General features: G+C 30.6%; 11 protein-coding genes and 1 riboswitch. Of the genes, 9 read left to right on the top strand and 2 right to left on the bottom strand.

What is annotated here, in order from left to right:
* Positions 1-104: 104 nt before the first annotated feature.
* The 7 genes from AC15TD_RS06620 (at position 105) to AC15TD_RS06590 (ending at position 8,885) form a co-directional block, all read left to right on the top strand.
* Positions 105-473: a response regulator gene (locus tag AC15TD_RS06620; RefSeq protein ID WP_484451464.1), complete on the top strand. Its 369-nt coding sequence runs from the start codon at positions 105-107 to the stop codon at positions 471-473.
* A gap of 322 nt (positions 474-795) precedes the next feature.
* On the top strand, positions 796-3,414 hold the full coding sequence (locus AC15TD_RS06615; RefSeq protein ID WP_484451349.1) for a CheR family methyltransferase: 2,619 nt from the start codon (positions 796-798) through the stop codon (positions 3,412-3,414).
* Entirely contained in the window at positions 3,411-6,530 is a 3,120-nt protein-coding gene (locus AC15TD_RS06610; RefSeq protein ID WP_484451348.1) for a sigma 54-interacting transcriptional regulator, read from the top strand. The genes AC15TD_RS06615 and AC15TD_RS06610 overlap by 4 nt, the downstream gene beginning before the upstream one ends.
* A 217-nt stretch (positions 6,531-6,747) precedes the next feature.
* A complete protein-coding gene (locus AC15TD_RS06605) occupies positions 6,748-7,170 on the top strand; it encodes a hypothetical protein (protein WP_484451347.1) in 423 nt (140 codons plus the stop codon).
* 7 nt (positions 7,171-7,177) lie between these two features.
* On the top strand, positions 7,178-7,369 hold the full coding sequence (locus tag AC15TD_RS06600) for a hypothetical protein (protein ID WP_484451346.1): 192 nt from the start codon (positions 7,178-7,180) through the stop codon (positions 7,367-7,369).
* Positions 7,342-7,545, top strand: coding sequence for a response regulator (locus tag AC15TD_RS06595; protein WP_484451345.1), 204 nt, complete (start codon positions 7,342-7,344; stop codon positions 7,543-7,545). Before AC15TD_RS06600 ends, AC15TD_RS06595 begins: the two co-directional genes overlap by 28 nt.
* A 248-nt stretch (positions 7,546-7,793) precedes the next feature.
* On the top strand, positions 7,794-8,885 hold the full coding sequence (locus tag AC15TD_RS06590) for an acyltransferase family protein (protein WP_484451344.1): 1,092 nt from the start codon (positions 7,794-7,796) through the stop codon (positions 8,883-8,885).
* Positions 8,886-9,003: 118 nt separating this feature from the next.
* Here the strand turns inward: AC15TD_RS06590 and leuB are convergent, their stop codons facing one another.
* The gene (gene leuB / locus AC15TD_RS06585; RefSeq protein ID WP_484451343.1) at positions 9,004-10,122 is read right to left on the bottom strand and encodes a 3-isopropylmalate dehydrogenase; all 1,119 of its coding nucleotides are present in this window, start codon (positions 10,120-10,122) and stop codon (positions 9,004-9,006) included.
* A 17-nt stretch (positions 10,123-10,139) separates the two neighbouring features.
* The gene (locus AC15TD_RS06580) at positions 10,140-11,315 is read right to left on the bottom strand and encodes a 2-isopropylmalate synthase (protein WP_484451342.1); all 1,176 of its coding nucleotides are present in this window, start codon (positions 11,313-11,315) and stop codon (positions 10,140-10,142) included.
* 148 nt (positions 11,316-11,463) lie between these two features.
* Between AC15TD_RS06580 and AC15TD_RS06575 the strand changes: the two genes are divergently transcribed.
* Both AC15TD_RS06575 and AC15TD_RS06570 read left to right on the top strand, forming a co-directional pair.
* Complete coding sequence (locus tag AC15TD_RS06575; protein ID WP_484451341.1) at positions 11,464-13,014, top strand: hypothetical protein; 1,551 nt, start codon at positions 11,464-11,466, stop codon at positions 13,012-13,014.
* 88 nt (positions 13,015-13,102) lie between these two features.
* A riboswitch (SAM riboswitch) is annotated at positions 13,103-13,217 on the top strand.
* 115 nt (positions 13,218-13,332) lie between these two features.
* Positions 13,333-14,607, top strand: coding sequence for an O-acetylhomoserine aminocarboxypropyltransferase/cysteine synthase family protein (locus AC15TD_RS06570; protein ID WP_484451340.1), 1,275 nt, complete (start codon positions 13,333-13,335; stop codon positions 14,605-14,607).
* Positions 14,608-14,614 lie beyond the last annotated feature (7 nt).

Genomic DNA, 14,614 nt, shown 5'->3' with positions numbered 1-14,614 from the left:
CAGTTATTTATATTTAACCAACTTTTTATTTTAGTAGAGTATTATAGAAAGAGTAAAAAAAAATAGCTATGGACGTCGTTTACTGATTCTATAATAAAGAAAGCATCAAAGAGTTAAAAATACTCATTGCAGATGATGAAGAATTAGTAAGAACCTACTTTAGCCTAATTCTTAAGGATGTTAAAAAGGAATTATTATTTGCTTCAAGCCGAAAAGAAGCTGTAGAATTGTATTTGGCGAATAAAGATATTGATTTGATTCTAATGGATATTAAAATGCCCGAAATGGATGGTCTTGAAGCTACCCGAAAAATTAGAGAAATAAATAAGGATGTTCAAATATTTATTGAATCGGCCTATGTTGAGATCGGAGAAAAAGAATCAGCAATTGAATGTGGTGCAAATTATTTTGTAGAAAAACCTATAGATAAAAATAAATTACTTTCTATTATTACAGATGTATTTTTAAGTTAGTTTAAGAGAAAATTCTTAATTTTATCATAAGAACTACATTTTTATAAAGACAGCAAGCAATTTGTATTTCCTTTTTAAATAAATCTTTTTAAGATATCTTTGATATAAGTAAGTATTCTTCTTTTATAAAATGTATAAACATTTACAATAACTTACTTGAAAGGTAGTTTTTTATTGAATTAAAATAGGATGCCACATGTAATATTATAATGTGTTAGAGATAATAAAATGCAAAATCAAATATAATTAATGTAAAAATTCTAATTGGACAGTTAAAGAAATTATAATTTGAGAATAAGATAATGCTTCTAATATATAAAATGTGAAAAAGAACACAACTAAAAAATTAAATCCTATTTCTGAGCCTTTAGAAAAACAAGATTCTAAATCAATAAGTTTTCCTGTAGTTGGTATTGGTGCATCGGCTGGTGGTTTAGAAGCATTGAAAATATTTTTTAACAATGTGCCTGAAAACAGTGGGCTCGCTTATATAGTAATTCAGCATCTCGATCCAAACCAGGAGGGAATATTGTCAGAAATTTTACAACGGGAAACCAAAATGAAAGTGCTTCAAGTGAGAGACTTTATGAAGGTAAAGTCAAACCATGTGTATGTTATTCCACCAAACAAAAGTATGTCTATTTTAAATGGACATCTGCGTCTTTTTGAGGCGATTACTTTAGATGGATTACACTCACCTATTGATTATTTTTTCTACTCATTAGCTAATGACCAGAATGAAAACGGTATAGGTGTTGTACTTTCGGGCATGGGATTAGATGGTAGTTCAGGATTAAAAGCTATCAAAGAAAATGGTGGATTTGTACTGGTGCAAGACCCTAAAGACGCGAAATTTGATGGCATGCCAAAAAGCGCAATAAAGGCTGTTTCTGTAGATGTTTTAGCTACGGCAAATGAACTTCCTAAACATTTGATTTCTTTTCTTAAAAACCTAGGAATAAAATTGAGTGAAAATTCAATTTTCAGAAAGAACGAAAATAATCTTTCAAAAATAATTCTTCTACTCAGGTTACGTACAGAACATGATTTTTCATTGTATAAAAAAAATACGCTTTATCGTCGTATAGAGCGACGTATGAATGTGCATCAAATTACTGAAATTGAAAATTATGTTTGGTTTTTACAAGATAACCCGATTGAGCTAGATATACTATTTAAAGAAATGTTGATTGGTGTAACTAGTTTTTTTCGTGATGCAAGTTTGTGGGATAAATTGAAGGAAAGGGTGCTGCCAGAACTTTTTAAAGCTTTACCAAACGGGTATGTTTTAAGAGCTTGGATTTCTGCCTGTTCTTCTGGTGAAGAAGCATATTCACTGGCAGTTATATTAATGGAAGCATACGAAAAAGTTAAAAATGAAAAAAATATTACTTTTCAAATATTTGCTTCTGATATTGATATTGAGGCTATTGAAAAAGCTAGAAAGGGATTTTATACTAATGGCAGTATGGCCTCGGTTCCATCAGAACGTATCAATATGTTTTTTGATCAAGTGGAAACCGGATTTCGAGTAAAGGCAAATATTCGCGAAATGATTGTGTTTGCAGAACAAAATGTGATAAAAGATCCACCATTTACGAAGTTAGACCTTGTTTTTTGCCGAAATTTATTAATTTACTTGCAACCGGAATTGCAAAAAAAACTAATGAATTTATTTCATTATAGTTTAAATGGAGGAGGAATTATGGTGCTTGGTACGGCAGAAAATATAAATTCTGAAAACAATAAGTTTAAAGAATTAGATCGAAGTTTAAAAATATATAAAAATTCTGAAAGGGATAAACATGAAATATTAGATTTTCCAGATTCTTTTATCCAACCAACAAAACGTTTAGTTCGCACTCCCAAATCCCAAAAGATGTTTGAAAATGTTCATACAGTTGCTAACCAGTTATTACTTGAGAAATACACACCTCCAAGTGTATTAGTAAACAGTGATGGCGATATTTTATATATTAATGGCCGCACCGGTAAATATTTAGAACCTGCAGCCGGAAAAGCCAACATGAATATATATGCCATGGCACGAGAAGGCTTAAGGAACATGCTTCCTCGAGCGATACAAAAAGTAAAGGAAATTAAGGAGCCTTTAGAATTGAATAATTTGGCAATTGGGGTAAATGATAGTAAGAGAGTAGTAAACGTGACACTTCAATTAATTAATAAGCCCGAATTTATTAGAGAAACTATCATAATAGTTTTCAACGATGTTACCCATATTCAAAAGGAAAACTTTCAAAACTTAAAAACAAATGTTGTTGATTTAGCAATTGAAGAAGAAGAATTAATGATTGAATTACTTAAGGCTAAAGGAGAAATACAAAGTTTACACGAAGACATGCAAGCTGCACAGGAAGAATTGAAATCAACAAATGAAGAGATGCAATCTACAAATGAAGAATTGCAGTCAACGAATGAAGAACATACAACATCTAAAGAGGAAATGTTGAGCTTAAACGAAGAATTGCAGACTATTAATACTGAGTTACAAACTAAAGTGGCTGATTATATTGTCGCAAAAAATGATATGAAAAATCTTTTAGATAGTATAGATGTTGCTGCATTATTTCTTGATAAAGATTTAAATATTCGCCGTTTTACCGAACAACTTTCTGACATATTCAAAATTAGAGATTTAGATATTGGACGACCTTTTACAGATTTGGTTTCAAGTTTAAAATATCCTGAGATGTTAAGGGATGCCAATGAAGTTTTAAAGAAACTTATAACGATAGAAAAGGCTATCAACGCTAATGATAACAAATGGTTTGCAGTACGTATCATGCCCTATCGTACTTTTGATGACCACATTGGTGGTCTGGTAATCACATTTATTGATATCACAAAATTCAAAAAAATGGAATTAAAACTCAGTGAGACCATTAAAATTCTGCGTGATCATAAAATTGATAAAAAATGAAAAAGGAGAATTCAACTTTTACTAAAAACTTTCGTAAAAAGGCTGAAGAGCTTTTGAAAACAAAGGCAGGTAAGGTGGAGGATTCAGGTTTTGAGGGAGATTTATTGAGTCTTATTCATGAATTAGAAGTGCATAAGATAGAATTAGAATTACAAACGGATGAAATTATTAATGAAAAAGAAAAGGTAGAAATTTCAGAAGAAAAGCTTAACGAATTTTATGATTTTGCACCTACCGGCTATTTAACGCTTTCTAATACTGGAGAAATTATCAAAGTAAATTTTGCTGCGGCAAATATGCTGGCAAGGGAAAGGGAGCATTTAATAAAAAAAATATTTGCCCTTTTTCTATCTGAAAAATCACGTACTGATTTTTACGATTTTTTTGAAAATATTTTTGCAAATAAAAATAAACAAACATGTAATATTATAATCTCTGTTAAAGAAAATCAACCATTATATGTCTTTGTTGAAGGGGTTGTCTCCCCAGGCGGAGATGAATGTTTTTTAACGCTAGTAGATATTACTCAAGAGCGATTAACAAAAGAAGCTTTAGAAGAATCTGAGCAAAAATTTTCTATAGCCTTTGATAATTCGCCAATACCAATTTCTATTTTCGATGTCAAATCAGAAAAACGATTAGCTCTGAATAAAAAGTATTGTGAACTCTTTGGGTATACAAAAGACGAATTGCTAAATGTTGAAAATTTTCGTGCAAATAATATTTCAGCAAATAAGAAAAATTTTATAACATTATTTAAAAAAGGAATTAAAGAAGGAAGAATATTCAATCAACCTTTTACTATTAAAACGAAGTCTGGAGAAATTCGTCATGTATTAATAAACGGAACAAAGGCCTATAAAAATAGTGATGATGTATTCATTATTTCTTATTTAGATGTTACTGAAGAACGTGTTACGCGAATAGCTCTGGAAAAAAGCGAACAAAATTTTAAAAATTTAGCTGAAACAGCTAACGTGTCTATAGCAATTTTTGGATCTACTTCGGGTAAAGGATATCTTTATGCTAACCAATATTGGGAAAAACTAACGGGTTACACAAAAAAGGAAGCTGAAAATTTAGATGTTGAAGCTATAGTAGCTCCAGAGTTTAAAGAGATAGTTAAAGAAAGAGCACGAATGAGATTTTCTGGAAAAAAAGTGCTTGAAAATTATGAATTAAAGATAATTACAAAGACTGGTGAAACGAAATGGGTTAATTTTTCTGCTACAATAATTGAATTTGAAGGAAAAAAAGCAATACTTACTACGGCACATGATAATACGTTACGGAAGCAAGTAGAGTTAAAATTACGTCAAAGCACCTTATTATTGGAAGCTTCTCAAAAAATTGCTAAAGTAGGAGGGTGGGAATTAGATATTGCCAGCGGTAATTTATTTTGGACCAATGAAACCTATCATATTCATGATACGTCTCCATCAAAATTTAATCCAACGGTCGATGCTGGTGTAAACTATTTTTTACCTGAATCTCGTAAAATTATTTCAGAAGCTCTAAAATTAGCTATAGAAAAAGGAAAAGGTTACGATCTTGAACTTGAAACCCACACGACCAAAGGTCGTCATATCTATGTTCGTACAACGTGCGAAGTAATATTAAAGCATGGCAAACCAGTTAAATTAATTGGCATATTTCAAGACATTACGAAACAAAAACTGGCAGAAATTGCACTTATTAAGTCCAAGGAAGAGGTTGAAGTAAATAGGATTTATCTTGATAATATAATTAATAACATTGGTGATCCTGTTTTTGTTAAGGATGAAGAGAGCAGACTGCTTATGGTTAACAATTCGTTTTGTGAACTTTTTCGGCTAGATAGAGATAAAATAATTGGTAAAACATTAGTAGAACATGTTTCTCAAGAAGAACGTGAAGCTTTTTTAAAGGAAGATAATCGAGTAATTAAAATAGGGAAAGAGAGTATAGTTGAGGAGTCGCTTACAGTTAGAGATGGGCCATCAAAAATAATTTCTACACGAAAAACACGATATGTTGATTCTAATAAAAACAAATTTTTAATTGGAGTAATTAGAGACATTACAGACCGTAAAAATGCACAGGAACAGTTGGAGAATGCCTTAAATGAGTTGTTAGAATTAAAGGAACAAATTGAAGCAGAAAATATTTACTTAAAAGAAGAATTAAAATTAGAAGGTAATTTTCATGAAATTATAGGAACGAGTAAATTATTGAGGGGAATATTAAAGCAGGTTGAACAAGTTGCAAAATCAGATACTACGGTATTAGTTCTTGGAGAAACTGGCACAGGAAAAGAGCTTATTGCGAAAGCAATACATGAGGCTAGTGATAGAAAAAGCAAACCGTTAATTAAAGTTAATTGTTCTGCCCTGCCCGCCGAATTAATTGAAAGTGAACTTTTTGGACATGAAAAAGGCGCTTTTACGGGTGCTTTTAATAGAAAAGTTGGCCGTTTTGAATTGGCTGATAAAGGCACTATTTTTTTGGATGAAATAGGTGATTTATCTATTAATCTTCAAACACGATTGTTGCGTGTATTACAAGAAAGGGAATTTGAACTTTTAGGGGGAGAAAAGACTATTAAAGTAGATGTTAGAATAATTACGGCAACCAACAGAGATTTAGAAGGATTGGTAATTGAAGGTAAATTTAGACAAGATCTCTATTACCGGTTAAATGTGTTTCCAATAACCTGTCCGCCATTGCGAGACAGAAAAATCGATATTCCAATTTTAACGAGTCATTTTATTAATAAGTATAATAACAAAATAAGAAACACAATTAAATCAGTTCATAAAAATAGTATTGATAGATTGATAAGCTATAATTGGCCAGGAAATATTAGAGAATTAGAGCATGTTATTGAACGGGCTATGATATTAAATCATGGAGAACAACTTCGGTTAGGGAAATGGTTTTTAGGTGATAATGAGGAAGTAGTATTAAAGGATAAGTTTATAACTTTAGAGCAGGCTGAGCGCAATTATATTACAACAGTATTGGAGGAAACAAAAGGTAAAATAAGAGGTGAAAACGGAGCAGCCAAAATTTTAGGATTAAAACCAACAACTTTAGAATCCAGAATAAAGAAGCTCAATATTTTAAAAAACGGATAATAAGATCACAACACAAAAAACTACGATATTTCGTGTAAACACGAAATATCGTAGTTTTTTGTGTTGTATAATTAGAATAAAATTTATATAATATAAAAATATAAGCTATTGAAAAACAATGTATTAACTTATAAAATATGATATTTATTAATGTTGGCATCTAATTTGCGTAATGATGTTTGTCTATGTTTTAATTAAACTTAATACACAATAGAAAATGAGGACAGACCAATTATCACTATTATACGGTAACGTAGCTTTATATCCTTTACTAAATGTGATTTATGAATTAAGTGACGACATTATTATTGTTTTCGATTTATCAGAGCGCTTAATTGTTGATGTTAATAATCAATTTACTATGACTTTTAATGTTACAAAAGAACAAGTATTTGCAGATTTTTCAAAATTGACTAATCTATTCACTGATGAAAACGAACTTTTTAATATTTGTGGTATACTTCTAGAATTTGGTAGTATAAAAGATTATAAAATATTTTTAAAAACTGAGAATAGGGAACAATTAGCTATGACGTTGTCAGGGCAAACTCAAAAAGTACTTAATAATAATTATGCGGTTTGTTTATTGAAAGATAATAAAGAGAAAAAAAACAGTAGAAAATGTTTTACGAACATATAAAGAATAATTGCGTAAAGAAGTAAAAGAGCAGACAATCCGTATCAAAAACAATGAAAAACGGTTTAGTGCATTGTATGAAAATGCACTTATAGCCTTGTTAAGCACAGATGCTAATGAAGGGTTTCCTGTAGAAGTGAATAATGCAGTTGTTAATATGTTAGAATGCCCGAAATGGATGGAATTGGAGCTGCATCTATAATTAGAAAACTAAATAAAGAGGTTCAAATAATAATACAATCGGCTTTTGTTGAAATAGAAGATAATCGCGTAGCTATTGAAGCTGGAGCTAATGAATTTATAACAAAGCCTATTAATAAAAATATGCTTTTAAATATTATAGATAAAGTTTCTAAAAAGAGAATTATAAACATTTAATTAAACTCACTCATTAATTTTTTAAAAAGCTTAATTAATGAGGTGAAAATTTTAAGTGGTTAATAGCCGTAAAATGAGAGTTCATTTTACATTTATAAGAAGAGCGCATTGTTAGAGACGGCGCTCTTCTCTTTAAATTTTTAAAACTTACTGAAATAGTATTTTAATTATTTATTTCAAAAATATAACTTGTGTAGTGTTTCGTTTATTATATTCTTTTATTTTTAATTTATATTAAAAATTGTTATTTGAGCGAAAATAAAACTATTAAAGTTACAGAACCTATTTTCTTAGGTTATCTACATAGTTTCAGAGGACTTGCTATTCTGAAAATTGTGCTGGGTCATGCCGTTGCTGCTGCCTTTATATCAGCTTATGGTAATTTTGATGACACGGCTCCAATTATCATAATGAGTGAAATATTTTATCATGATAGTACTATTTACTTTGCCATTATTTCAGGAGTGTTGTTTACAAAAGTGTTAAAACCAAAAGGCTATTATACTTTTTATAGTAGTAAGGTTAAAAATATTTTATTACCCTATATTTTTGTTACTTTGGTACTTACACTTATTAAAATAAAGTTTAATTACGTTTCTGGTTTTCAAGAAGGAATTATTTACTATTCTTCAAAAGTGTTTCAAAACTTGATTTTTGGAAAGGTTAATTTCGCCTTATGGTATATTCCGGTTTTAATATTTCTTTATTTAATTACGCCAGTTTTAGAATTTCTTCAAACAAAGAATCGAGTAACAAAACTTTTATTTTCTTTAATTATAATAATGCCCCTGTATGTTTCTAGAGTGCAAGTATTAACAGAGTATGTTTTTAGAATAGAAACCATGTTATATTTCACGGGAGCTTATGCTTTCGGGATGTACTTGGGTAAAGATTTAGAAACTAAGTTACAATTGGTAAAAAAGTATAGTTTGTATATTCTTACTGTAGTTTTTATATGTACTATAGTTTTGTTTTATTTCTATTATAATCAGATTGATCTAATAGGTAAAGTGTCTTTAAGAGAGTTGGTTTTTTATATTCAAAAAATTTGCTTTGCACTTATTTTTATAATGCTTTTTAAAGCACTTGGAGATAAGCAGCCACCATGGATGTTTCCAATAGCAAGAGATTCATTTTCTATTTATTTTATTCACGGAACAATTCTTTACGCCATATCACCTTTATTTTTATTTATTTCAGGTGCTGAATTTATTGAGCCCTTCAATATTATTTTAGGAGCCTTTGTACTTCTGGTACTATCTGTATTTATAAGTATGCTGATTGTTTTCATATTGAAGAAAATATTCGGCAAAAATTCGCGTATGATTATCGGTTCTTGATTAATTTAGAAAAATTAAAAGAAATTATTACTACAATAAAAAGAGCATCGTTACGATGCTCTTTCAAAATCCAAATTAGTTAGTTTAGTTTAATTTGTTTGTGACTAATTCAAAATAATTAAATAATTGTAGATTGTCCTAAATGGATATTTGTAAAATTTAAGTTTGTTTCATCCGGATGATTTATAAAATCTTCAATAAAACCACCAACCTTACTAGTTGAGATATTATCATACTTCGTATTTAAATCTGGTGTAGTGATATGAAGTTGTATTGATTTTTCAATAGCTTGTCTCACTAAAGCAGCTTCATCAAGCAATCCAAAATGATCTAGCAACATGGCTGCAGATAATATGGAAGCGATAGGGTTGGCAATGCCTTTATCGGTTGCTTTAGAGTAGGCTCCATGTATAGGTTCAAACATTGCATATTTTGGCCCTAATGAGGCGGATGCCAATAAACCAATAGAACCAACAATAACACTTGCTTCTTCAGAAAGAATATCGCCAAACATATTTTCGGTTAAAATAACATCAAATTGCCTTGGATTTAAAATGAGTTGCATGGCGGCATTATCTATGTATAAGAAATCTAAAGTAACATTGGGATATTGAGGCGCTAACTTCAGCAACACTTTACGCCAAAGCCTAGAACTTTCAAGTACATTCGCTTTGTCAACTAAGGTAAGTTTTCGTCTTCTTGACTGGGCAGCTTTAAAAGCTAAATGAGCAATACGTTCAATCTCAAACCAAGTGTATTTACAAATATCAGAAGCAGATTGTCCGTCTTCGCTTAATGTTTTTTCACCATAATATATGCCCGAACTTAATTCACGATATATCATGATATCAGTATCTTTAATGCACTTATTCTTTAGAGGAGAATGATTTAGAAGATCGTCATAAGCAATTACCGGTCTGATATTAGCAAATAAATCGAGTTCTTTACGCAATTTTAAAAGACCTTGTTCTGGTCGTATTTTAGCATCTGGATCGAAATTGTACTTAGGCTCTCCAATAGCACCAAATAAAATAGCATCTGCTTTTTTACACATTGATAGTGATTCTTCAGGCAGAGCAGTGCCAGTTTTTGAAATTGCTATACCACCTACCAAACCATATTCAAATGTGAATATATGACCAAACTCCATAGCAACGGCTTGTAATACTTTAACGGCTTGTGATATGACTTCTGGTCCTATGCCATCACCTGGCAGTACCGCAATATGTAGTTTCATTTTGGCTTTATTAGTGTTTACGCTGAAATAATTTCTTTATAAACTTTACTTGATTCAATAATTTGATGAATATCTGAATCATCAACTTCTTTCTTTTTATCTGCAAAGTTAAGAAAGTTAGAATAAATTTCGTCCAATTGCAATTTTGTTAATTCATATCCAATATTTTTTGCTCTGTAAGCTAAAGCAGCTCTTCCACTTCTTGCTGTTAAAACAATAGATGATTCTGTAACACCAACATCCTTAGGGTCAATAATTTCGTAAGTTTCACGATTTTTAATAACACCATCTTGATGAATGCCAGAACTGTGGGCAAAAGCATTTGCTCCAACAATAGCTTTGTTTGGCTGCGTATAAATACCCATACTATCAGATACTAATTGACTAATGCCATAAAGCATTTCAGTTTTAATATGCGTATCTAAATTTAAATATGGATGTTGCTTTAAAATCATCACAACTTCTTCAAGTGCTGTGTTGCCTGCACGTTCACCTATGCCGTTAATAGTACATTCAATTTGTCTGGCACCATTAATAACACCTTCTATAGAATTTGCAGTAGCCAAACCTAAATCGTTATGACAATGACAAGATAATATTGCTTTATCAATACCTTTAACATTCTCTCTAAGGTATTTTATTTTTGCGCCATATTCATGAGGTAAACAATAACCTGTAGTATCTGGAATATTTAAAACTGTAGCACCTGCTTTAATAGCGGTTTCACAAATTCTTGCCAGATAATCGTTGTCAGTTCTTCCAGCATCTTCTGCATAAAACTCAATATCTTCAACAAATGATTTCGCATAACTCACAGCCTTAAAAGCTCTTTCTAAAATGTCTTCACGATTAGATTTAAACTTAAATTTTATATGTGAATCTGAGGTTCCTATACCTGTGTGTATTCTTGCTTTTTTAGCGTATTTTAGGGCTTCTGCGGCCACTTTAATATCGTTTTCAACGGATCGTGTTAAACCGCAAACAGTCGCATGCTTTACTAGTTTTGATATAGATTCAACCGATTTGAAATCTCCTGGACTCGATACTGGAAAACCAGCTTCTATGATATCAACACCTAAAAAATCTAACTGTTCTGCAATAATTAATTTCTGTTCTGTATTTAACTTACATCCAGGAACTTGCTCTCCATCTCTAAGGGTTGTATCAAAAATTTGTACGTTGTTATCTAACATTTATTAAAATAAATTTTCTTATTGTTATACGAATGTATATTTTGGTTTCCTAAATGTAGAATTCAACATATATTTTTTACGATGTTTAACTTATATTGTGTAATTTTAAAATACTGTTTTACAGTTAGTTAATGTTGTTTTTATAACTATGACGAAAGAGCAAAAAGATAATCTGTTTGTATTAGTAAAATCACTGTCAAAATCTGAGAAGAGACAGTTTAAACTTTATGTAGGAAGATTAGGTGTTAACGAAGATTCTAAATTTCTAATGCTTTTTAATATATTAGAAAAATTATCAATATATGATGAAGACGCCATTCTTAAAAAAGGCATTGTAAAAAAGCAACAATTATCTAATTTAAAAGCTCATTTATATAAGCAAATTTTAATTAGTTTAAGATTAAATCCTTCTCATCAAACCATAAGAATTCAGATTCGCGAACAATTAGATTTTGCCACTATTTTATATCACAAAGGATTATATAAGCAAAGTTTAAAAATATTAGAAAAAGCTAAAAATTTGGCCATAAATAATGAAGAAAAAAATGTGGCGTATGAAATTGTTGAGTTTGAAAAAGTTATCGAATCTCAATATATTACGAGAAGTTTGAGTAATAGAGCTGATGAACTGTCTATTCAGGCCAAAGAATTAAGTCAACAAAATGTATTAGCAAGTAAACTATCTAATTTGTCTCTACAACTTTATGGTCTGTTTCTAAAAACGGGTTATGTGAAAAACGATAAGGAAAGCAAACGCGTTATTAAATATTTTAATGATAGACTTCCAAAATATGATATTAACACCCTGGGAACACGAGAAAAATTGTGGTTGTACAAAGCATATTTATGGTATAGCTTTTTAACCTTAGATTTTTTGGCCTGTTACAAATATGCCTCTAAATGGGTCGATTTATTTTATGATAATAAAGATATGATTGTTTTACATCCTGTCTTTTTTTTAAGAGGGAATCACTATCTTCTAGAAGCCTTGTTTTATTTAAGGCATTATGAAAAATTTAAAGAATCTCTTTTAAGATTAGAAACTATTACTCAAGAAAAATGGTTTCCTTTAGATGATAATGTTGAGGGGCTAAAATTTTTATACATCTACAATAACAAATTTAATTTGCATTTTATTGAAGGTAGTTTTAAACAAGGTTTGCCTTTAGTAGAGGAAGTTTTAGATCAATTAAAAAATTATAAAGATAGAATAGATGAGCATCATATTATGGTCTTTTATTATAAGATCGCTAGCATGTATTTTGGTGCTGGTGAAAATAAAAAGTGCATTCACTTTTTAGAAAAAATAATAAGTAATAAATCACTTCAAATGCGTGAAGATTTATTGTGTTTTTCTAGAATTTTAAATTTGGTAGCGCATTACGAAGCAGGAATCGATTATAATTTAGATGTTTTAATTAGAAGCACATATAAGTTTTTAATTAAGATGGAAGATTTGTATGAGGTTCAAAAGGAATTTATTAAATTTTTAAGAGGTTTAGGCGATATTTATCCCCATGAAGTCAAAAGGGAATTTATAAAACTTCATAACAAGTTAAAACAGTTTGAAAACGATCCCTACCAAAGTAGAGCTTTCTTGTATTTGGATATCATTTCTTGGTTAGAGTCAAAAATTGAAAGTAAACCAATTGGTTTAGTAATAAAAGATAAGTTTGAAGCTAATTTGCTGAAGAAATAACATTTTTTTAATTTTTTTCAATAATAATTTGGATTTTAAATTTTTCTAACCGAATATTTGCACTCGCAAAGTTCAAATACTTATTGGAATGTTATCAAGAAAGGTGGAGGGATTAGACCCATTGAAGCCTTAGCAACCCTTTACTTGTAAAGAAGGTGCTAAATTCTACTTAAATCATTTTTCTGATTTTAGATAGATAACCAAACAAAATTACTTTTGTAATTTAAATTTCTTTTTAACATTTTTCTATTAAGCACATCAAATTTTGATGCATTTGACTTTTGGTTTAATTATTTATTAATTCAAAAAATTAGAAAAATGAGTACACAAAAAATCGCAACGCAAGTATTACATGCAGGACATGATGTCGCTGCAAATGGAGGGGCTAGAGCAGTTCCAATTTATCAAACATCGTCGTATGTTTTTAATGATTCAGATCATGCAGCCAATTTGTTTTCTTTAAAAGAATTAGGGTTTATTTATACCAGACTTAATAATCCAACAAACCAAATATTACAAGATCGTCTTGCAGCCGTAGAAGGAGGTATTGGTGCTGTTGTTTTTGCATCAGGTACGGCCGCCATTTCAACAGGACTGTTAACCTTATTAAAGTCTGGTGACCATATTGTAGCCTCGAGCAGTTTATATGGAGGAACCTTTAATTTGTTAAAAGTTACGTTACCAAGATTGGGAATTACAACCACGTTTGTAGATGCCGATAATCCAGATAATTTTGCTGAAGCAGTTCAAGAAAACACCAGAGCTTTCTTTGTTGAATCTTTGGGGAATCCAAAACTAGATGTATTAGATTTAAAATCAATTTCTGTACATGCTAAAGCTGCTGGAGTGCCATTTATTGTTGATAATACGGTAGCTACACCATCACTTTTAAATCCTATAGAGCATGGGGCAAACATCGTTATACACTCACTTACCAAATATATTGGCGGACAAGGAACGTCGTTAGGAGGTGCTATTATCGATGCCGGTACCTTTGATTGGTCGAACGGAAAATTTCCTGAATTTACAGTGCCATCAGATGGTTATCATGGGTTAGTCTATCATGAAGCTTTAGGTGCTGCTGCTTATACCTTCAAATTGATTTTGGAAGGCTTAAGAGATTTTGGAGGAGCTCTTAGTCCGTTTAATGCTTTTCAGATTATTCAAGGCTTAGAGACCCTTCCGGTTAGAATAAAGCAACATTCTGCCAATGCATTAGAATTAGCCAAATGGTTAGAAGAACAGGAGGAAGTTGCTTGGGTAAATTATCCGGGGTTAGAATCTAGTAAATACAAATCGTTAGCTGACAAATATTTACCTAAAGGACAAAGTGGAATTGTTACCTTTGGGGCAAAAGGAGGTTTTGATGCGGCGAAAGCCATTGCAGATAATTCTAAAATATTTTCATTATTAGCAAATATAGGTGATACGAAATCATTGATTATTCATCCGGCAAGTACAACGCATCAACAATTAACCGATGACGAACAAGTCTCAGCGGGTGTTCCAAAAGATTTAATTCGTTTGTCTGTAGGAATTGAATATATTGAAGATTTAAAAGCCGATTTAAAAGCCGCATTCATTAAAATTTAATAAAAGG

This window comes from Yeosuana sp. (assembly GCF_057126245.1).
This window is presented reverse-complemented; position numbering and strand designations above follow the sequence as displayed.